Below are 19,137 nucleotides of genomic sequence, written 5' to 3' on the forward strand. Positions count from 1 at the left end.
AAAAAAAGAACCTCGAATCAATGAAGCACACGCCATTTCATCTACCGTTCTTAGTTTCATCACGAATCGTTTCAGATCTGTGAAGCACACGCCACATCTCTTTGACTTGTTTACATTGTATCGGTTTTTATACAATGAGCCAACATGAAAATAATTTTTATTTTTTAACAAAATACAAGAGATGAATCCTGACTGTAGCGGTGCTTTTTGCATATTTTCAAAAAAGAAAAATATTGTAAGTTTTGAAAGCAGATGATACAACATTTTCAAAAGTGAAAAGAAATTAAAGTTTTGAAAGTGGGTCCCATATGAAGATTATTAAAAGAAGAGATTATTTGGATAGACTCATTCGATTAAAGGATACTCCAGATATAAAGATAATAACAGGGTTGAGACGTTCAGGAAAGTCTGAGTTGGTGCGAGCATATATGGAATGGATACGCACAAACGAAGATACAAATATAATATACGTTGATTTTGCAGATTTAAAATTCGATGATTTAAAAACATATAAGGAACTCTATAATTTCTGCGAAGGACAATACATTGATGGTAAAACAAATGTCATTATTGTAGATGAAGTTCAAATGTGTGAAAAATTTGAGCTTGCTATCAATAGTTTATATAACAGCCGAAAATACGATATCTATATTACAGGTTCCAATGCATTTTTGTTAAGCTCAGATTTATCGACGTTATTTACTGGGAGATTTATAGAAATTCCAGTTTATCCATTTAGTTTTTCTGAATATTGTGAGTACTATGGATATGATTCTAATACAACAAATGTATTGGATTCATATGTCATGAATGGTGGTTTGTCTGGGACATACGTATACAGCGAAAAAGAGGATCAGGCATCATATATAAAGGATGTTTACACTAAAATTATAAAACGTGATCTTGTAGACAAGTATGGTATTAAGGAAGAGGCACTTTTGGATTCTTTAACAGATTATATGATGGACAATATTTCCAATCTGACATCTGCTAGTAAGATTAGTAATGTTTTTAAGCAAAATAAGGTTGAGACGAATCATATAACAATAGGAAATTATATGAAGTATCTCTGCAGTGCATTTATGTTCTATAAAGTAAAACGATACGACATTCGTGGAAAAAAGTATTTAGAAACATCAGATAAGTACTATCTTAGCGATTTAGGATTTAGATATGCAATGCTTGGAACAAGAAATATGGATTATGGACGAGCATATGAAAATATAGTTGCATTAGAATTACTCAGGAGGGGTTACCAGATTTATGTTGGCAAGTTGTATCAGAAGGAGATAGATTTTGTAGCTATGAAACAAAATGAGAAGCTATATATCCAAGTATCAGATAATATTTCTGATTCAGATACATTAGAAAGAGAGTTGTCTCCACTAAGAGCGATAAAAGATGCATATCCTAAGATTTTGATAGCGAATACAAAGCATGATAACTATGACATTGAAGGAATAAAAGTACTAGATTTAACTAATTGGTTAATGAGATAAATCGCGGTTTGTAGGGCTCTTATGTGAGAGAAAGAGCTCGATAACTTCAAATTTGCACGAATAACCTCTAGCCTAAATGAGATAGAGGTTTGCTTAATTTGAAATAAACCATTTATCTACCACTTATGACATATTTTACTGTAAAAACAAACAAAACTATTACAATATTGTATAGGTGTATATTACTGTTTTGTAGATTATATTTAAAATAAACAAAACCTTACAGAGCCAGTAATAGCAGGGGTTTATGGGTCAAAATTATTTTGTTTAAAATTTTTGGTTTTAATCACAGGTTAACGCTTCGTATTTTATTACTTCGAGGATTGACAAAATGATTGTTTTTATTGGTGGCTATATACTTCTGACTGCAGCTTATGTATTCTTCAAAGTGGCTCCGATACTGCTTCTTATATTGGCAGCTGCATCCGCACTTGGAATGGGCGGCGGGATATGGATGTTTTGTGAGGGAATTAAAACAATGAAACTACCATATGCCTCAGTAATTTCCGGAAAAGTGAAGATCATACTTTCTGTTATTATTTTTGCGGTATGTCTCCTGATATTTATCTTCTCAATGAGAGGATATGTTTCTATAAGGCTGTAAAAAAAGTTATGGAGCAAATTAGAATAGACAATCTTAATACGGAGACCAGCTATGAACACTAAGCTTACAATAATCGTTGATAATACTTCGACAGGTTTGTTCAAAGGAGAATGGGGACTGTCCGTTCTTGTTGAATATAATGATAAAAAGATACTTGTAGATGCAGGAGCTTCTGACTTATTTTTGAAAAATATGCAGGGACTTGGAATCGAAGTAAAGGATATAGATTATGGTGTATTGAGCCATGCGCATTATGATCATGCAAATGGAATACCGGCCTTTTTCGAAAACAATGATAAGGCAGGCTTTTATATCAGGGATAGTGTTGATGCGAATTGTTATGGGAAGAGATTCATTTTCAAAAAATACATAGGTATACCACGAGACCTGTTAAGCAATTACCGCGACAGAATCATAATGGTTTCAGGTGATTACAAGATAATGGATGGAGTATATCTGATTCCTCATAAAACAAAGGGGTTATCAGATATCGGGAAAAGAGAATCCATGTACAGGAAGACCTCAGCCGGGTGGATTCCCGATGACTTTTCCCATGAACAAAGCCTTGTTTTGGAAACAGAGAAAGGACTTTTGATAATCAATTCCTGTTCACATGGAGGGGCAGCAAATATCATTACTGAGATCAGAGAGACATTTCCGGAGAAGCATGTATATGGTCTTATAGGTGGGTTCCACCTCTATAACAAATCAGATGAAGAGATACATCTTGTCGGAAAAAAGATCAGAGATACAGGGATAGATTATGTCTGTACCGGGCATTGTACTGAGAAACATGCCTATGAGATATTGAAAGAAGAACTTGGCGACAGACTTGAAAAGATGATGGTCGGACTGAAGAAAGAATTTTAATATGACGTTTTAATTCTGTATCTGAAGACAGGTATTATGGGCATACCGATATGACTGAAAGAGATGACGAATGCGAGATAGGTTACTGGATTGGGAAACCGTTTTGGGGACGGGGAATCATGCCGGAAGCAGTGAAGGAAATGCTGCGACATGCTTTTGAAGACTTAGGTATGAAGAAAATCTGGATATTATGAAGGTAATATCAAGTCCAAGCGTGTTCAGGAGAAATGCGGCTTTAGGTATCAATGGCGATCTGAGAATGTGGATGTACCTCTGATGCACGAGAAGAGAACAGGCTATGTAAGTCTGCTGACAAAGGAAGATTGGCTGTCAAAACAATAGAATCCGAGCTTGTTAAGTAGTTTGTAATACAGTTTTATGGGAGGAACTACAGATGGAACTGAAGAAAATAGATTATAAACTTACTGTTTAACAATTAACTGATGAAAAAGCAGATGATAGTATGAAGAATTTTGCAAAACTACCCGTTGATGATAGAAAAGAAGTATTTCAAGCAGTAGTTGTTAGTATGGGATTAAGGTCTGATGTTATTGAAAAGTTTTTTGGAAAGAAGTTCACGAATGTGGTGTATAAGCGGACACCGGAGGAATCGTACAACCTGGTTGTCAGGCAGTTAATGAAGATATTGCCTGAGGCAGATCCGGCACAGATTAAAAGAATACTTAGATAGTTTTGGTGAATTTTAATCTGAAGTATTTAAAAGATGGATATGTGATGATTAAAATGATACATGAAACATGAATCTTTACATGAAGGGAAGGGGAGAAGGAATGATTACAAGGGACGAGGCATTTGAATTACTAAAGAAGTACAATAAGGATCCGTTTCACATCCAGCATTCACTGACAGTGGAAGCGGTCATGAAATGGTATGCTAATGAACTTGGATATACCAATGAGGCGGAGCATTGGGGGATAGTCGGACTACTTCACGACATAGATTTTGAACTGTATCCGGATGAACATTGTTTAAAAGCACCGGAACTCTTGCGTGAAGGTGGTGTCAGTGATGATATCATCCATTCTGTCTGCTCTCATGGTTATGGCATCACGGTTCCGTGTGGTGTAACGATTGATGTTGAACCGGTTCATGAGATGGAAAAGGTCCTTTTTGCAGCTGATGAACTGACCGGCCTTATCTGGGCGGCAGCACTTATGAGACCTTCTAAGAGTACAAAAGACATGGAGCTGAAATCTTTAAAGAAAAAGTACAAAAGTAAAGGCTTTGCTGCGGGATGTTCAAGAGAAGTTATTGAACGTGGTGCCAGGCAGCTGGGGTGGGAACTGGATAAAGTTCTCGAGATGACACTTCAAGCCATGGCTGCAAGTGAAGATATGATTGATAAAGAGATGGCTTCGGTATAGTGATAATTCGGGCTCTGTTATGAAAAAATCGCAGCAAAGGCAATTATACAAATAGATGATAATTTAGCAGATGCATCTGCCAAAAGTTTATTTTAAAGGAGAATGTTCAAATGGAGTTTATGGATGTTTTAAAGAATCGTTATTCATGTAAGAAATATGACGGTATCCAAATTACAAAAGAAGAATTGGAAGTCATACTTGAGGCCGGAAGGCTTGCTCCAACAGCAAAGAATAATCAGGAGCAGCACATTTATGTAGTTCAGTCTGCTGAAGAGCTTGCAAAGATTGACAGCCTTACGCCCTGCAGATATGGTGCACCAACAGTACTTATAGTTGCTTTTGATAAAAACAATACATTTACATATCCCGGACAGAAATATGACTCCGGTATTGAAGATGCTGCTATTGTGACAACTCATATGCTGCTTGCAGCCAAAAGTGTAGGTGTTGAAAGTTGCTGGGTGAATTTCTTTGATCCGGATAAGGTAAAAGAAGCTTTTAATCTGCCGGAAAATGAGGACGTATTAACATTTGTGGACCTTGGATATGCAGCGGATGGCGCTGGACCTTTGGCAAATCATGACAGCCGTAAACCTTTGGCTGATACTGTGAGCTATCTTTAAATCATATATTAGAATCACTAAGATAAAAGAAGAAAAAATAATAAGATTCAATGAGGCATAGGAATAGAATCGGAAATCAATGAATTATGGCAAATATTATTACCTGCATCAGAATAGCGTTCAGTGTTGTTTTGCTAGGCTGCCCGGTCTTTACTCCCGTATTCTATTTGTTGTATATCGCTGCCGGAATCTCAGATATGATTGACGGTGCGGTGGCAAGGAAAACAGGTACTGTCAGTGAACTGGGTTCTCGATTGGATACAATCGCGGATATAGTGTTCACGGTGGTCTGCCTGATAAAGCTGCTCCCTTTAATGGAGGTTCCGGTTTGGATTTACATATGGATATCTGTCATAGCGATTATAAAACTTCTTAATATCGTTATGGGATACATCAGACGGAAAGAGCTTGTGGCTGTGCATTCTGTAATTAATAAAATTACCGGATGTTTACTGTTCATTTTTCCGTTGACAATGACATTTCTCGATTTAAAATACAGTGCGGTGGTCATCTGTACAGTTGCGACAATAGCCGCTTTTTATGAAGGGTATACTGTATTAAGCGAGTAAATATCCTCAGTATGGGATTATTATTACGTTCAGAACAGTTCTATTGCAAACGGCTGATGAGGTATAATGGCCGCTAAGAGGCAATGTCCGCATAATGTCTGCAAAATGTCCGTTTGTTGTCTGTTTTCAGGCTTTTTTGAGTGTGTTATATTTACAATGGACAAAGAAATGAGGAAAACAAAAACACCTCATCTCCGAGTCCATTTCTTTTGCATAAGAATAAAGGCATATTGAGCGTCAGCTCATGAGAATTATTTGAAAGTCTTTTTTATCTGCTCCAGAAATTTTTCCGCAATAGGAGTAAAGGTCTGATACTTGTTCCATATCAGATACAGCTCTGATTTTAGTTCAGGTGAAAGTGGCCTGAAAACCATGTCAGTTCCTTCGGTATTTATCAGATTTTTAAATGTAAGAAGTATTCCAAGGTTTTCCCTTGCAAATACAGAGCCGTTATAAGAAAGTCTAAAGGAACCCTCAAGCTTTAGTTCAGGATATCTGTCTTTGGCCCATGCTTTGATTTCATTGTTCCAGCTTTGCTCAGAGACAAACAGAGGCTGTCCTATCAGGTCAGAGACATGGATGGATTTTTTCTTTGCAAGGGGATGAGATGAAGATATGATTGCTCCCCATACATCGGCTTCCGGAAACTTAACATATTCATATTTATTGCTGTCAGGTGTTTCACATAGTACAGCAAAGTCTAAAATGCCCTTATCAAGCTTTTCAGTAACCTGTTCAGTATCTCCGCTGGTTATATGATAAGTGAAGTTTGGGTATTTTTCCTTTAATTTATAAATCTCTCTGGCAAGGTATCTGATCTGATAGCTTTCTGCCAGTCCAAAATATATATCCCCACCTGTTATATCATCCAGGGAGTTAAATTCCTGTTCAATCTTATCTGACATAGTCACAAGATCCTGTGCGCGGTCACGCAGGAGCATCCCTTCATCAGTGAGTGAAATACTGAAGCTGTGTCTGATAAACAGTTTCTTCCCAAGTTCTTCCTCTAACGCTTTTAATGTCTTTGAAAGAGTGGGTTGCGATACGTGGAGCTGCTCAGCAGCCTTTGACATGTTTTCTTCCCTGGCAACTGCAAGGAAATATCTGAGATTTTTTATTTCCATGAAATCCTCCATAAAGCTGACTATTTAAGCGTTATTCTAAAATTGAATATCATGATATTTATTTTATTCATTAGCGAAAATCCGGTCAAGATTTTAATATGAAAACTGGAAGGAGAAATAAGATGGATACGGTAAAGATTCTTGAAAACCTTTCAGATATAGGCTGTGACGATAAACAAATATGCTTCATGAAGAAAATGTATGAAGAAGGGGATACAGATACACTTCTTCGAGATCTCAGGAAATGCCGATGTCACCTAATGGATGAACTTCATGACAGCCAGAAAAAAGTAGACAACATGGATTTTTTGATACGACAGATTCAAAAAGAGAAATGATTAAAACGGAGGAATGTAAAATGATCAGAAAAGAAGAATTAAACCTTGTAACAGAATGGGATAAGACATTTAAGAAAAGTGATAAGGTTGACCACAGCAAAGTAACATTTGTAAACAGATATGGAACCACCCTTGCGGCAGATATGTATGTGCCAAAGAATGCAGAAGGTAAACTTCCTGCAATTGCTGTATGCGGACCTTTCGGAGCAGTAAAGGAACAGTGCTCAGGACTCTATGCACAGACAATGGCAGAAAGAGGCTTTTTGACCCTAGCATTTGACCCGTCATTCACAGGAGAGTCCGGAGGAAATGTGAGATATATGGCATCACCGGATATCAATACAGAAGACTTCATGGCGGCAGTTGATTTCCTTTCCTTGAATGAGAAGGTTGATCCTGACAGAATCGGAATCATCGGTATCTGTGGCTGGGGTGGAATGGCTGTAAATACAGCAGCTCTTGATACAAGGATCAAGGCTACAGCTTCTATGACAATGTACGACATGACAAGGGTAAATGCCAAGGGATATTTTGATTCCGAGGACAGTGAAGAAGCGAGATATCAGAAGAAAGCAGCTATGTGTGCTCAGAGACTTGAGGACATTAAGACTGGCGAATATAAGCTTGGAGGCGGAGTTGTAGATCCACTTCCGGAGGATGCACCTTTCTTTGTAAAAGACTACTATGACTATTACAAGACTGACAGAGGGTATCATAAGAGAAGCCTTAATTCCAACGGAGGCTGGAATGTGATAGGTTGTGAGTCCTTCGTTAATCAGCCAATTCTTAAGTACAGCAATGAGATCAGAAGTGCAGTTTTACTTGTCCATGGAGAAAAGGCGCACTCTTGCTATTTTTCTAAGGATGCTTATGCAGATATGATCAAAGACAGCAAGTATGCAGATAACAAGGAACTAATGATAATCCCTGATGCAGTACATACTGATCTATATGATGGCGGAGATAAGGATTATATTCCTTTTGACAAGCTGGAGAACTTCCTCAAGGAGAATCTGAAATAATGATAACGGTTGAAGAAATACTGGAATATCTTAATTCGGACAGAGTAGAAGATATGACAGAAGAGATGCATGAATGTTCCATGAGGCAGAGCCAGGCTGCCATAAAGCGGACCATGGAATTAAATACAAAGTATCACACACCGGAAGAGATAGTCAGGATCATGTCTGAACTGACAGGTGAGGAAGTAGATAAAAGCTTCAGACTGTTTCCGCCTTTTTATACGGATTTTGGAAGAAACATTCACATCGGAAAAAATGTATTCATCAATTCCGGATGTAACTTCCAGGATCAGGGTGGTATCTATATTGGTGATAATACCTTGATAGGTCACAGAGTTGTCCTTGCCACTTTGGATCATGATTTGAATCCTTATGACAGGCACCTTCTGTGTGCTCCTATACATATTGGAAACAGGGTTTGGATTGGAGCAGGAGCGATAATTACAAGAGGTGTGACAATTGGTGATGGTGCTGTAATTGCAGCCGGAGCTGTTGTGACAAAGGATGTTGAGGAAAACACCATTGTAGGAGGCGTTCCTGCAAAATTTATCAAGAAGATAGAGAATGTTAAACCGATAGAGAAGAAATAAAGGATGGGATGATATGAGTAAAGTGTTAGTGATTTCTACAAGCCTTCGTGCAAAGAGTAATTCCGACATACTTACGGAAAAGCTTATAGAGGGAGCAAAAGCTTCAGGTCATGATGTGGAACATATAAGCCTGAAAGGGAAAAATATCGGTTTCTGTACAGGATGTCTGGCCTGTCAGAACACTCAGAGATGCATCATTAAAGATGATGCTGTTGAAATTGCCGAAAAAGTAAAGAATACAGATACCCTGGTTTTTGCAACACCAATTTATTACTACGAGATGAGCGGACAGATGAAGACTCTTTTGGATAGGCTCAATCCACTGTATCCTTCAGACTATAAGTTTAGGAATGTATATATGCTCTCTGTTGCAGCTGAGGATGAAGAGTTTGTGCCCCAAAAGGCTGAAAGCGGACTTCAGGGATGGGTTGACTGTTTTGAAAAGGCAGAATTCTCCGGTTCCTTATTCTGCGGAGGCATAGGCGATATGGGTGAGGCATCGAAAAAAACTGAAGAGTTAAACGAAGCCTTCGAATTTGGTAAAGCTCTAAAATAAAGGAAGTCTGCGATGAAAACGAAAATGATTTTTTTGGCATTCTGTATGACCATAATATTTTGCATGAGCGCCTGTGCAGGGACAACCAAAAATACAATCTTAGATCTGGGTGCCGTAACTGAAATATCAGCATCAGAAAATAATGAAACGGAAAGTCCAGAAGAGAATGTTATGTCGGAGGGAACAGCTATATATCAGCTTGCTGCAGAAAATGAATCGGCAGAGGATGAAGCTATTGGAGATAGTTCTATGACAATGAAAATAGGCGATACAAAAGTTAATGTGGATTGGGAAGACAATCAGGCAGTAGACGCGCTGCGAAATATGGTTCAAAAAGGCGATGTCATAATTCAGATGTCAATGTATGGCGGATTTGAGCAGGTGGGATCTATAGGTCAGAGTCTTCCAAGAAATGACAAACAGACGACAACATCATCAGGGGATATAGTTCTTTATTCAGGGAATCAAATGGTTGTGTTCTATGGGTCTAATAGCTGGTCATACACACGGTTAGGCCACATATCTGATAAGGATGAGGCTGGCATGACTGAGTTGCTTTCAAATGGCGATGTTACAATAACTATTAGCATGGGATAGGGATTATTAAAGTAGAAATATATTGGTACAAAAACGGTGGCTATAAGTCGAAAGATTTATAGTCACTATTTTTTTAAAAAATTATTTTGATGTAACTATTGGCATTACATCTATGAGATGATATATTTACGCCACCAGATGAAACCACAGTGGTTACATCAATGGACTTTTTAACATTCGAGGATAATTACCTCGCAGGGCAGAGCCCGGAAAGGAAAATAATCATGACAAATAAGGAAAAAGCATTAGCACTCATCGGAACATTCGTATCAGGAGATACCGTAAAGGCAAAGGAACTTCTTGCAACAGGTTATATTCAGCATAACCTCGCATTTGGTACAGGAGCAGATGCATTTGTAGCAGCAGTTGAAGGACTTGCACAGGCACCTGTAAAAACAACAGTTAATAACATTCGTGCATTCGAGGATGGAGATAAGGTTTTCCTTCAGACAGTATATAATTTTGCAGGAGCAGGAGAGCAGGTCGGATTCGATGTTTTTAGATTCGATGCAGACGGTAAGATTGCAGAGCACTGGGATAATCTGGCAGACAAGGCAGCTCCTAATCCTTCAGGACATACTCAGATTGATGGAACTCTTGAGAAGAAAGATGTAGATAAGGAAGAAACACGTAAGGTTGTTGCCGGATTTGTAGGCGATGTACTCCGCGGGGAGAATCCGGATAAGCTTACTTCATATTATGACGGAGACAAGTACATTCAGCATAACACAGCAATTGCAGATGGTCTTTCAGGTCTTGGAGCTGCACTTGAAGCTATGGCTAAGCAGGGAATCTCAATGGTTTATAACAAGACTCATATGGTTCTTGCAGATGGAGATTATGCACTTGCCTGCTGGAACCTTTGGCGGTGTACCTACAACCTACTATGATCTGTTCCGTGTTGAGAACGGATTTATCGCAGAGCACTGGGATGTAATGGAGACATTAGCTGATAAGTCTACATGGGCTAATGAAAACGGAAAGTTTTAATGTAACCATTGCAACTACATCTGTCACGACGTAAAATGATGGCAGGAGGGCGCAAATCGTCCAGTGGACGATTGTTCTGCGCCGACCGAAATGGAATGGAGAGATTAAAATGCAGATATCAAGCAGATTTACGGTTGCACTTCATATTTTTACATGTGTGGATACATTTAAAGATGAACACAAGGTAACGAGCGATTTTCTTGCAACCAGTATAAATACGAATCCTGTCATCATTAGAAAGATACTTACTCAGCTTAAGAACGCAGGGCTAATAAATGTTATCAGAGGAACAGGCGGAATAGAGCTTACAAGAGATCTTAAAGATATAACTTTTTATGATGTGTATCAGGCAATTGAGCCTTTGGAGGATGGAGATTTATTCAGATTTCATGAATCACCAAATCCAGAGTGCCCTGTTGGTAGGAATATCCATTTACTTTTGGATGATAAGTTGAAAAGCATCCAGGAAGCGATGGAATCAGAGATGAAAAAATACACTCTTAATGATTTAAGATCCGGAATGCAGGAACTGTTGGCAAAAGAAGCTTAACAATGAGACTCTGAGGTGTTTACTTCAGAGTCTTTTTTAGAAGGATGTGGAATATGGAAACTAAGGCTAAAAAAACAACACAGGAAGAACGTCTTGATTATCTTGTAGAAGAGTTCAAGGCAGATTCTGCTGAATATAAGGATTTAAAGACTCCAAATAGTACGGAAGATAAAAGACGAATCTTAAGGTCACTTATGAATATTCGTATGCCAAAAGAATTATCTTCTGAGGTAATGAAAGTACAGGATGAATATTTATTAGAGAGAGCGGCTGAAAAGGGTGTGGTGAATCTGTCAGACATCCCGGTTATCAGGGATGGACTTTCTATCTGGCAAGGAGATATCACAAGACTTTCGGTGGATGCTATTGTTAATGCCGCTAATTCGCAGATGCTCGGTTGTTTTGTCCCGATGCACACCTGTATAGATAACTGCATCCATACTTTTGCTGGAGTGCAGTTGAGAGCCGAGTGCAACAAGCAGATGAATGAACTCCGAATCAGATATGGAAGAGACTATGAACAGCCTACTGCCGTTCCAATGCTCACTGATGCGTATAATCTTCCGGCAAGGAAAGTTATTCATATAGTAGGCCCAATCGTACAGTACAAACTTACGGATAAATTGGAAAAGGATTTGGAGAACTGCTATAGAAACACTTTGGATATGTGTGCTGAAAATAGCTTGAAGAGCGTTGCTTTTTGCTGTATTTCAACAGGAGTATTTCATTTTCCTAACAAAAAAGCAGCAGAGGTTGCCGTTAAGACTGTGTCAGAATGGCTCCGTGATAATCCTGGTAAGGTAGAAAGGGTGATATTTAATGTTTTCAAAGATGAAGATAAGGCCATTTATGAAAAACTTATATGATGATATGCCTAATGGTTATCAGGAAACTATAAAGAAAGGAATGAATGCTGTGAGATACTTTACTAGAAGCATGTCCTATGGTAAGGGAAGCAAAGAAGAACAGATAAGCAGACTTAAAACAGAAATCAAGGAAGCAGACGCAATTGTCATTGGTGCAGGAGCGGGACTATCAACATCTGCTGGCTTAACATATAGCGGCAAGCGTTTTGAAAAATACTTCTATGACTTTGCCAAAAGATTTGGAATAAGAGATATGTATTCAGGTGGTTTCTATCCGTTTCCGAGCGAAGAAATACGCTGGGCCTGGTGGGCGAGACATATTTATTTTAACAGATATATTGATGCTCCAAAGCCAGTGTATAGGGATCTTCTTAAGATGGTTTTCGATAAGGATTATTTTGTTATCACAACAAATGTAGATCACCAGTTTCAAAGAGCAGGTTTTGACAAGAAAAGACTGTTCTATACTCAGGGTGATTATGGTTTGTTTCAGAGCGTGAATCCTGCTATTCAGAAAACCTTTGATAATGAAGAGTGGGTAATGAAAGCTATGGAAGCACAAGGCTTTGTAAGAGATGATCAGGGAGTATTTCAGGTACCGATTGATGGTAAGCTACTGATGGAAATTCCTTCTGAGCTGATTCCAAAGTGTCCTGATGACGGCTCTGATATGACTATGAATTTGAGAGCTGATGATTCTTTTGTCGAAGATGAAGGATGGCATAGGGCATCTGCAGCATATTCTGATTTTATTCGCAGACATGAGAATCTCCATGTTCTTTATCTTGAGCTGGGAGTAGGAGCTAATACGCCTGTAATCATAAAGTATCCATTCTGGCAGATGACATTGGCAAACGAGAAGGCGGTATATGCCTGCTTAAATTATGGTGAATCATTCTGCCCAGAGGAAATTGCAGATAGAAGTATATGTATTGATGGTGATATTGCAAACATATTACGAGAGAAATAGCTTGATAAATTAATGCTTGTTGAACATAATAGAACCTTACATAGACCAGTACCTCTGGGGACGCCCAGTGATTCGTACTGGTCTATTATTATGTCATTTATATTCGATTATTTAGAAAAAAGGTATTAGTACCAATTTTCTAAAATAGCGATTGCTATGAATTGTAAATTCGAGTATACTTTAGAAAAGTGGTAATAATGCCGAAAATCTAAAATTGGAGTTTTCTATGGAGATTAAAAGAGATAAATATTTAAAAAAGCTCGTAAGTAAAAGAAATAATGGGTTGATTAAGGTGATCACAGGAATCAGAAGATGCGGCAAATCGTATCTGCTTTTTAATCTATATTATGATTATCTTATCAAAGATGGAGTGGCTGAGGAATGTATTATATCTGTTCCATTAGATGATGATGATTATATAGAGTATTGTGATCCTCAAAAATTATCAGAGTACATCAAAGGTAAAATAACTGATTCAAACAAGCAGTATTACGTTTTTATAGACGAAGCGCAATATGCAATTACAAAGGAAGAAATGAAAAATCCAGATGTACCTATTAGACTTTATGGTGTTTTAAATGGATTGCTTAGAAAAAAGAATGTCGATGTATATGTTACAGGAAGTAATTCTAAGTTTTTATCTTCTGATATTTTGACAGAGTTCAGGGGTCGTGGCGATGAAATTCATATTGCACCGTTGGCGTTTTCGGAGTATTATCCTGCATCTGGAAAGGATAAATATGAAGCATGGCAAGAGTATTTGTTTTATGGCGGATTGCCACATATTTTAGCAGAACCAGATAATGAATCGAAAGAAGCATATCTTGAGCGATTAAATTCTGAAATATATATTAGAGATATAGTTGAGAGGTACGATATTCGTGATGCAGCTGGTATGGAATCCTTAATGAAAGTAATTGCATCGGCCATTGGTTCGTTGTCAAATGCTCAGAAAATATCTGATACATTTAATAGTAGTGGCGATAAGTCAATTTCAATGCCAACAATATCTAATTATTTAAAATATCTCACCGAAAGTTTTGTGATACAAAAAGGCGAAAGATATGATATTAAAGGTCGTAAATACATAGGAACACCTTCAAAATACTATTATACAGATTTGGGACTGCGAAATGCTCTTTTAAACTTTCGCCAATTTGAAGAGACACACTTGATGGAGAATGCTATTTATAATGAGTTAATATATAGAGGTTACAAAGTAGATGTGGGTGTGGTTGAAATTCGAGTTGATGAAAATGGGAAAAAGGCACGTAAACAGCTAGAAGTTGATTTTATTGTTAATCAAGGCAGTAAGCGATATTATATCCAGTCTGCATACGCGTTACCAAATCAGGAAAAGGTAGAGCAAGAACAAGCGTCACTTATAAAAATACCTGATTCATTTAAGAAGATAATTATTACGAGTGGAAACTTCCCGGTGTGGAGGAATGATCAAGGTATAACAATTATTGGACTTTTTGATTTCTTGTTGAATGATGATAGCCTAGATTATTGATCAATGTGCCCAGATTATACTGGCCTATTTTATGTAGGGTAGGGAGTTTTGAAAACGTGCCTGATTTGTTGTTTGTTTATCATTTTATGTATAATGGAAACTCTTTGAATATAAGAAACGAGTGCGTACATGGTCGTGATTATCTCCAAGGTGGACAGTTAAGATATGCATTTAAAGTTACATTATTAGCGCTATATATGATTCTTATTAGAATTAAGATAATAGAAGAAAATATAGATGATGCAGAATAATTATACACACAAATGATATCTAATAGCGTGCCTAAAAAATAGGATAAACAAACTTTTTGAGGGTTTGCCAAGCGTTTTGAGGGTCTGACAGACCCTCAAACTAGACCCGCAAAATGATTGACCCTCAAAAACTTTGAATACCCCAGAAGGGGTGTAAACCTGATCTGCCGTCTTTTTTACTTATAAGCATTGACATATCGCGAAAGATAGATATAATAAATATATGGATAAGATTGAAATTTTTAAAGCACTATCAAATGAAACACGGCTCAGCATAATTGAGTGGTTGAAGGAACCGGAGAAAAACTTTCCGCCGCAGGGAGGACATTTTGATGATGTGGTGGATCTGAAAGGCGGTGTGTGTGTTGGAAGCATCCGCGACAAAGCCGGGATATCACAGTCAACCGTATCTCATTACCTAGATATGCTGCAAAAAGCAGGCTTGCTTCTTTCTGAAAGACACGGAAAGTGGACATATTACAGACGGAATGAAGAAATCCTCGCTGCGCTGGCAGACTACTTCGGTCACGAAATTTAAGTTGTGCATAGATTAGACGGGATGAAGATCCCGTTTAATTTAAACTCTTACATATCGACAAAGCGAGATATAAGGATATATAGAAATGAGGAGGAATTCGTATGCATTTTTCATGTGGAATCGTCAGACCGCCTTATGAGGCTGGTTCCTGTTTTTTACAAGTAACGTCGGGTTGTTCGCATAATAAGTGCCGCTTTTGCACTTTTTACAAGGAAGCACCTTTCTCCGTATCTCCGGAGAGTGAGATACGGGAGGATCTTCAGGAGATTCGGGATTCCGGATGGAAGGTAAAGCGGATTTTTCTGCAGGGGGCAGATCCGTTCCTGCTGAGCTACGACAGGCTTAAAAGAATCATGGACTTGATTAAAGAATACCTGCCCTGGGGTGTTTCTGTCGGCGGATATGGTCGGGTTGACAGCGTAAAGAACAAGTCTGTGGAGCAGCTTAAGTCACTGAAAGAAATGGGATATGACATGATCGTATTCGGAATAGAGTCAGGTGATGATGCGGTTCTTGACAAGATGAACAAAGGATATCATGGAAGTGATATCGTGGAGCAGCTCTCCAAGATGGATGAGGCGGGAATGCATTATTCCGTCATCTTCTTATACGGACTGGGAGGTCATGATTATGGTATGGGGCATGCAATAAAAACGGCGGAAGTGTTAAACCACCTGTCGCCTGTCAGGGTGCTGGCTTCCGGACACTCCATCTTCCCTGATACGCCGCTTATGGAAGAAGTGAGAAGGGGTGAGTTTGTAGAAGCTACAGAGACAGAAAAGATACAGGAACTATATACTTTTGTGAAGACGCTTGACATCCACACACTGTTGGATGCAACGAATGTCTCCAATATGATGCCGGTATATGGACATCTTCCGGATAACAAAGAGAAGATACTGGCGATGCTCAAACAGGGTGCAGACGAACAGGGAGAAGAGCGATTGCGGATGCGAAGAGACAGCATGAGAAGTCTGTGACCTGGAAAGGGACAGGAATAATATACAAAAGCAAATGAACTAATGGAGGGCATTATGAAACTGACGAAAATCTTTGAACCGATCACGATCAACAAGACAGAGTTTAAAAACCGTATGGTAGTCTCCGCGATGGTTACGAATTACTGTAATGAAGACGGAACACCGACAGAAAAATTCATGGCTTATCATGAACACAAGGCAAAGGGCGGATATGGGATCATCATTACAGAGGATTTTGCCGTAACAAGGACTGCGGGGGCATCGAAAACACTGGCTGGCCTTTGGGAAGACAGACAGGTAGAACCTTGGAGAGTGTTTACGGATAGAATTCACAAGGCAGGTGCAAAGACCATTGCGCAGATCTATCATGCCGGAAGAGAAACGTCCAGTCAGATCACCGGTGAACAGCCGATCGCTCCGTCTGCGATCAAAGATCCTACTATGCCTGAAACGCCGCGTGAAATGAGCATTGATGAGATCCATGATCTGGAGAAGTCGTTTGTGGACGCTGCACTGCGGGCAAAGGCTGCCGGCTTTGATGGGGTAGAGGTTCACGGTGCTCATGGATACCTGATCAACCAGTTTGTCTCTCCATTTTCAAACAAACGCTGTGATGAATATGGAGGTACCACCGAGAACCGGACAAGATTTCCGCGGGAGATCATACAGGCAATCCGTAAGACGGTGGGTGAGGATTTTCCGATCTTCTATCGCATGAGTTCGGAAGAATATGTTCCTGGCGGACTTGAAATAGAAGAGGCGAAGCTGATTGCAAGGCTGATAGAGGATGCTGGTGCGGACTGTATCCATTGTTCACAGGGCGTATTTGCGACCGGACATATTATCATCCCGCCTGCGCCGGTTCCTGTCGGCGGCTTTGTCCATCACGCGGCCGCATTGAAAACGGTCGTGGATATTCCGGTTATCGCAGTCGGCAGAATCAATGACCCGATGCTTGCGGAAAACATCCTTGCATCCGGAAGCGCTGATCTTTGTACAATGGGAAGGGCTTCCCTTGCAGATCCCGAAATGCCGGAGAAAGCACGCAGGGGAGACTTTGCTTCGATCCTCCATTGCATCGGCTGTGTCCAGGGATGCGCAGGGGAACATGAGCAGGGGCATCCGATCCGCTGTCTTGTAAATCCTCTCACTGGCATGGAAGATGTATATGATGTTTCTCCAGCTGCAGAACAAAAAAAGGTAGTGGTTGTCGGCGGAGGAGTTTCGGGATGTGAAGCAGCAATAGCAGCTGCAGGCAGAGGACACCATGTTACACTTCTAGAAAAATCGGGAGAACTTGGCGGTCAATGGATCGCAGCTTCCATCCCGATGGCAAAAGGGGATTTCTCGTCTTTCATTGTCTGGCAGAAGCACATGCTGGAAAAGCTTGGCGTTGAAGTTCGTTTCCATGTTGATGTCACCAAAGATACATTAGAGGAGATGAAGCCGGATGCCGTCATTCTTGCGACAGGATCAAATCCTGCAATGCCGCCCATCAAAGGACTTCGGGAATATGGTGTTGTTGCACAAAAGGTACTCAGGGGAGAAGCAGAAGTCGGCAACAAGGTCGTTGTGATCGGAGGCGGTCTTGTAGGTGCAGAAACAGCGGATTATCTGGCTGAGCATGGCTGCGGGGACGTGACGATAGTAGAAATGCTTCCGCAGATCGTGAAGGATGGCGAACCTGCTCCTACCTATTATCTGAAAAAGAGAATGGCGGAGCATGGAGTAAAGGTGCTTACCTCTGCTGCAGTGCAGGAAGTGAAGGAACACGGCGTCATGTACAAGAAAGATGATTACTGTGCTGAGATCTCAGATGTTGATACTGTTGTGATCGCTATCGGTGTCCGTGCAAATACAGTCCTGGAAGATTCTTTAACTGACTGCGATTTTACAATCGTATCTGTCGGAGACTGTCATGAGCGCGCTAAGAATGGATACAGGGGAATTCAGGAAGGCTATGAAGCAGGGATTCGTATATGATGAAACAGGAAGCTGATTTGAACAGTGAGAAGCAGATATATCTTACCTGTGAAAAATACTATATTTTTGAACTTCTTATCTTTGCGGCAGGCTGAAGGGATAGATCTATAGAGGTATATCTCCACAGAAGTAATAATGATAGAACATAAAATCCGAAGTTAGGATATGTGTGCTTGACACAAATACTCCTATATCGTAGTATAAAACTACGATATAGGAGTATTTAATTATGAAGAAAAATGGTGGATTTCTTGTTACAAAAATAAAACAGCTGGGTGATCGTATATTTGAAAGGATACTGGCAGAAAAAAACATTGATGCATTTAACGGAGCTCAGGGAAGGATTCTATATGTCTTATGGCAGGAAGATGGTGTTCCTATTAAAATTATTTCCGAGAAAAGCGGACTTGCAATTACTTCACTTACAACCATGCTTGAGCGGATGGAAAAAAACGGACTGATAAGCCGCAAAACGGATGAAGCTGATAAGAGAAAAACTCTTCTGTTCCTCACAGATAAAGCCAAAGAACTTAAAGAAGCTTATGACTCCGTATCCAATGAGATGGGGAATATTTATTATCGTGATTTTACGGATAAAGAGATTCTTCAGTTTGAAGAGTATCTTAACCGCATCAGGGTAAACCTTGAGGAATGGAGTGACAAATGAGTATCTGTATTAAAGATCAGATTCAGAACATGAATCTTGTTATAGGGTG

Annotated in this window: 24 protein-coding genes; 23 read left to right on the plus strand and 1 reads right to left on the minus strand. The window is 39.4% G+C overall.

The genetic code is table 11. From position 1 onward, the window contains the following. The first annotated feature begins 308 nt into the window (after window positions 1-308). The 8 genes from T515_RS14060 to T515_RS14095 all read left to right on the plus strand — a co-directional run bounded on the left by T515_RS14060 (window position 309) and on the right by T515_RS14095 (window position 5,550). On the plus strand, window positions 309-1,499 hold the full coding sequence (locus tag T515_RS14060; protein WP_036612526.1) for an ATP-binding protein: 1,191 nt from the start codon (window positions 309-311) through the stop codon (window positions 1,497-1,499). 331 nt (window positions 1,500-1,830) lie between these two features. Beyond that, window positions 1,831-2,103, plus strand: a complete 273-nt coding sequence (locus T515_RS14065) for a hypothetical protein (RefSeq protein WP_036612529.1) — start codon at window positions 1,831-1,833, stop codon at window positions 2,101-2,103. Window positions 2,104-2,154: 51 nt separating this feature from the next. Further along, the gene (locus T515_RS14070) at window positions 2,155-2,973 is read left to right on the plus strand and encodes an MBL fold metallo-hydrolase (protein ID WP_036612531.1); all 819 of its coding nucleotides are present in this window, start codon (window positions 2,155-2,157) and stop codon (window positions 2,971-2,973) included. Between the two features lie 50 nt (window positions 2,974-3,023). Beyond that, on the plus strand, window positions 3,024-3,167 hold the full coding sequence (locus tag T515_RS18495) for a GNAT family N-acetyltransferase (protein ID WP_242839390.1): 144 nt from the start codon (window positions 3,024-3,026) through the stop codon (window positions 3,165-3,167). Window positions 3,168-3,436: 269 nt separating this feature from the next. Continuing rightward, window positions 3,437-3,664, plus strand: a complete 228-nt coding sequence (locus tag T515_RS14080) for a hypothetical protein (protein WP_036612534.1) — start codon at window positions 3,437-3,439, stop codon at window positions 3,662-3,664. 100 nt (window positions 3,665-3,764) lie between these two features. After that, window positions 3,765-4,358 carry an HD domain-containing protein gene (locus tag T515_RS14085; protein ID WP_036612564.1) on the plus strand — a complete coding sequence of 198 codons (594 nt, stop codon included), beginning with the start codon at window positions 3,765-3,767 and terminating at the stop codon, window positions 4,356-4,358. A 110-nt stretch (window positions 4,359-4,468) separates the two neighbouring features. Continuing rightward, on the plus strand, window positions 4,469-4,981 hold the full coding sequence (locus tag T515_RS14090) for a nitroreductase family protein (protein WP_036612535.1): 513 nt from the start codon (window positions 4,469-4,471) through the stop codon (window positions 4,979-4,981). Window positions 4,982-5,067: 86 nt separating this feature from the next. Next, window positions 5,068-5,550 (plus strand): CDP-alcohol phosphatidyltransferase family protein, encoded by a 483-nt coding sequence (locus T515_RS14095; protein ID WP_036612536.1) that lies wholly within the window; start codon window positions 5,068-5,070, stop codon window positions 5,548-5,550. A gap of 251 nt (window positions 5,551-5,801) precedes the next feature. Here the strand turns inward: T515_RS14095 and T515_RS14100 are convergent, their stop codons facing one another. Then, a complete protein-coding gene (locus T515_RS14100; RefSeq protein WP_036612537.1) occupies window positions 5,802-6,674 on the minus strand; it encodes a LysR family transcriptional regulator in 873 nt (290 codons plus the stop codon). A 122-nt stretch (window positions 6,675-6,796) separates the two neighbouring features. Here T515_RS14100 and T515_RS14105 point away from each other — a divergent pair, with 122 nt between their 5' ends. From T515_RS14105 to T515_RS14175, 15 genes are all read left to right on the plus strand, one after another. Next, the gene (locus T515_RS14105) at window positions 6,797-7,012 is read left to right on the plus strand and encodes a hypothetical protein (RefSeq protein ID WP_036612539.1); all 216 of its coding nucleotides are present in this window, start codon (window positions 6,797-6,799) and stop codon (window positions 7,010-7,012) included. A gap of 20 nt (window positions 7,013-7,032) precedes the next feature. Continuing rightward, window positions 7,033-8,034: an alpha/beta hydrolase gene (locus tag T515_RS14110; protein WP_036612541.1), complete on the plus strand. Its 1,002-nt coding sequence runs from the start codon at window positions 7,033-7,035 to the stop codon at window positions 8,032-8,034. 2 nt (window positions 8,035-8,036) lie between these two features. Next, window positions 8,037-8,624 carry a sugar O-acetyltransferase gene (locus tag T515_RS18500; RefSeq protein ID WP_442950154.1) on the plus strand — a complete coding sequence of 196 codons (588 nt, stop codon included), beginning with the start codon at window positions 8,037-8,039 and terminating at the stop codon, window positions 8,622-8,624. Between the two features lie 13 nt (window positions 8,625-8,637). Continuing rightward, entirely contained in the window at window positions 8,638-9,180 is a 543-nt protein-coding gene (locus T515_RS14120; protein ID WP_036612544.1) for a flavodoxin family protein, read from the plus strand. Between the two features lie 12 nt (window positions 9,181-9,192). Next, on the plus strand, window positions 9,193-9,777 hold the full coding sequence (locus tag T515_RS17690) for a cyclophilin-like fold protein (RefSeq protein ID WP_197026461.1): 585 nt from the start codon (window positions 9,193-9,195) through the stop codon (window positions 9,775-9,777). Between the two features lie 224 nt (window positions 9,778-10,001). Continuing rightward, window positions 10,002-10,667: a nuclear transport factor 2 family protein gene (locus tag T515_RS14130; RefSeq protein WP_242839391.1), complete on the plus strand. Its 666-nt coding sequence runs from the start codon at window positions 10,002-10,004 to the stop codon at window positions 10,665-10,667. Further along, the gene (locus T515_RS18090) at window positions 10,624-10,767 is read left to right on the plus strand and encodes an ester cyclase (RefSeq protein ID WP_242839392.1); all 144 of its coding nucleotides are present in this window, start codon (window positions 10,624-10,626) and stop codon (window positions 10,765-10,767) included. Before T515_RS14130 ends, T515_RS18090 begins: the two co-directional genes overlap by 44 nt. Before the next feature lie 109 nt (window positions 10,768-10,876). Then, on the plus strand, window positions 10,877-11,317 hold the full coding sequence (locus T515_RS14135) for an Rrf2 family transcriptional regulator (RefSeq protein WP_036612545.1): 441 nt from the start codon (window positions 10,877-10,879) through the stop codon (window positions 11,315-11,317). Between the two features lie 53 nt (window positions 11,318-11,370). Next, a complete protein-coding gene (locus T515_RS14140) occupies window positions 11,371-12,183 on the plus strand; it encodes a protein-ADP-ribose hydrolase (RefSeq protein WP_036612547.1) in 813 nt (270 codons plus the stop codon). Beyond that, a complete protein-coding gene (locus T515_RS14145) occupies window positions 12,167-13,153 on the plus strand; it encodes an SIR2 family NAD-dependent protein deacylase (protein ID WP_036612567.1) in 987 nt (328 codons plus the stop codon). Before T515_RS14140 ends, T515_RS14145 begins: the two co-directional genes overlap by 17 nt. A gap of 226 nt (window positions 13,154-13,379) precedes the next feature. Beyond that, window positions 13,380-14,669, plus strand: a complete 1,290-nt coding sequence (locus tag T515_RS14150; RefSeq protein WP_036612550.1) for an ATP-binding protein — start codon at window positions 13,380-13,382, stop codon at window positions 14,667-14,669. Window positions 14,670-15,143: 474 nt separating this feature from the next. Continuing rightward, complete coding sequence (locus T515_RS14160; protein ID WP_026493121.1) at window positions 15,144-15,458, plus strand: ArsR/SmtB family transcription factor; 315 nt, start codon at window positions 15,144-15,146, stop codon at window positions 15,456-15,458. A gap of 101 nt (window positions 15,459-15,559) precedes the next feature. Next, window positions 15,560-16,438, plus strand: coding sequence for a radical SAM protein (locus tag T515_RS14165; RefSeq protein WP_036612558.1), 879 nt, complete (start codon window positions 15,560-15,562; stop codon window positions 16,436-16,438). Between the two features lie 54 nt (window positions 16,439-16,492). Next, a complete protein-coding gene (locus tag T515_RS14170; protein ID WP_051671772.1) occupies window positions 16,493-18,421 on the plus strand; it encodes an oxidoreductase in 1,929 nt (642 codons plus the stop codon). A 229-nt stretch (window positions 18,422-18,650) separates the two neighbouring features. Further along, window positions 18,651-19,088 carry a radical SAM mobile pair system MarR family transcriptional regulator gene (locus tag T515_RS14175; protein WP_036612562.1) on the plus strand — a complete coding sequence of 146 codons (438 nt, stop codon included), beginning with the start codon at window positions 18,651-18,653 and terminating at the stop codon, window positions 19,086-19,088. Window positions 19,089-19,137: the final 49 nt, after the last annotated feature.

It is taken from the genome of Oribacterium sp. P6A1 (genome assembly GCF_000702885.1).
Classification (GTDB): domain Bacteria; phylum Bacillota; class Clostridia; order Lachnospirales; family Lachnospiraceae; genus Oribacterium.

Bases quoted from the DNA above. Each gene is read 5' to 3' on its own strand.
- T515_RS14135 (WP_036612545.1), top strand. From the start codon at position 10,877: ATGCAGATATCAAGCAGATTTACGGTTGCACTTCATATTTTTACATGT.
- T515_RS14120 (WP_036612544.1), top strand. From the start codon at position 8,638: ATGAGTAAAGTGTTAGTGATTTCTACAAGCCTTCGTGCAAAGAGTAAT.
- T515_RS14060 (WP_036612526.1), top strand. From the start codon at position 309: ATGAAGATTATTAAAAGAAGAGATTATTTGGATAGACTCATTCGATTA.
- T515_RS14070 (WP_036612531.1), top strand. From the start codon at position 2,155: ATGAACACTAAGCTTACAATAATCGTTGATAATACTTCGACAGGTTTG.
- T515_RS14065 (WP_036612529.1), top strand. From the start codon at position 1,831: ATGATTGTTTTTATTGGTGGCTATATACTTCTGACTGCAGCTTATGTA.
- T515_RS14160 (WP_026493121.1), top strand. From the start codon at position 15,144: ATGGATAAGATTGAAATTTTTAAAGCACTATCAAATGAAACACGGCTC.
- T515_RS14100 (WP_036612537.1), bottom strand. From the start codon at position 6,674: ATGGAAATAAAAAATCTCAGATATTTCCTTGCAGTTGCCAGGGAAGAA.
- T515_RS14080 (WP_036612534.1), top strand. From the start codon at position 3,437: ATGAAGAATTTTGCAAAACTACCCGTTGATGATAGAAAAGAAGTATTT.
- T515_RS14095 (WP_036612536.1), top strand. From the start codon at position 5,068: ATGGCAAATATTATTACCTGCATCAGAATAGCGTTCAGTGTTGTTTTG.
- T515_RS14105 (WP_036612539.1), top strand. From the start codon at position 6,797: ATGGATACGGTAAAGATTCTTGAAAACCTTTCAGATATAGGCTGTGAC.
- T515_RS14170 (WP_051671772.1), top strand. From the start codon at position 16,493: ATGAAACTGACGAAAATCTTTGAACCGATCACGATCAACAAGACAGAG.
- T515_RS14150 (WP_036612550.1), top strand. From the start codon at position 13,380: ATGGAGATTAAAAGAGATAAATATTTAAAAAAGCTCGTAAGTAAAAGA.
- T515_RS14175 (WP_036612562.1), top strand. From the start codon at position 18,651: ATGAAGAAAAATGGTGGATTTCTTGTTACAAAAATAAAACAGCTGGGT.
- T515_RS14085 (WP_036612564.1), top strand. From the start codon at position 3,765: ATGATTACAAGGGACGAGGCATTTGAATTACTAAAGAAGTACAATAAG.
- T515_RS17690 (WP_197026461.1), top strand. From the start codon at position 9,193: ATGAAAACGAAAATGATTTTTTTGGCATTCTGTATGACCATAATATTT.
- T515_RS14140 (WP_036612547.1), top strand. From the start codon at position 11,371: ATGGAAACTAAGGCTAAAAAAACAACACAGGAAGAACGTCTTGATTAT.
- T515_RS14090 (WP_036612535.1), top strand. From the start codon at position 4,469: ATGGAGTTTATGGATGTTTTAAAGAATCGTTATTCATGTAAGAAATAT.
- T515_RS18495 (WP_242839390.1), top strand. From the start codon at position 3,024: ATGACTGAAAGAGATGACGAATGCGAGATAGGTTACTGGATTGGGAAA.
- T515_RS14165 (WP_036612558.1), top strand. From the start codon at position 15,560: ATGCATTTTTCATGTGGAATCGTCAGACCGCCTTATGAGGCTGGTTCC.
- T515_RS14145 (WP_036612567.1), top strand. From the start codon at position 12,167: ATGAAAAACTTATATGATGATATGCCTAATGGTTATCAGGAAACTATA.
- T515_RS14130 (WP_242839391.1), top strand. From the start codon at position 10,002: ATGACAAATAAGGAAAAAGCATTAGCACTCATCGGAACATTCGTATCA.
- T515_RS14110 (WP_036612541.1), top strand. From the start codon at position 7,033: ATGATCAGAAAAGAAGAATTAAACCTTGTAACAGAATGGGATAAGACA.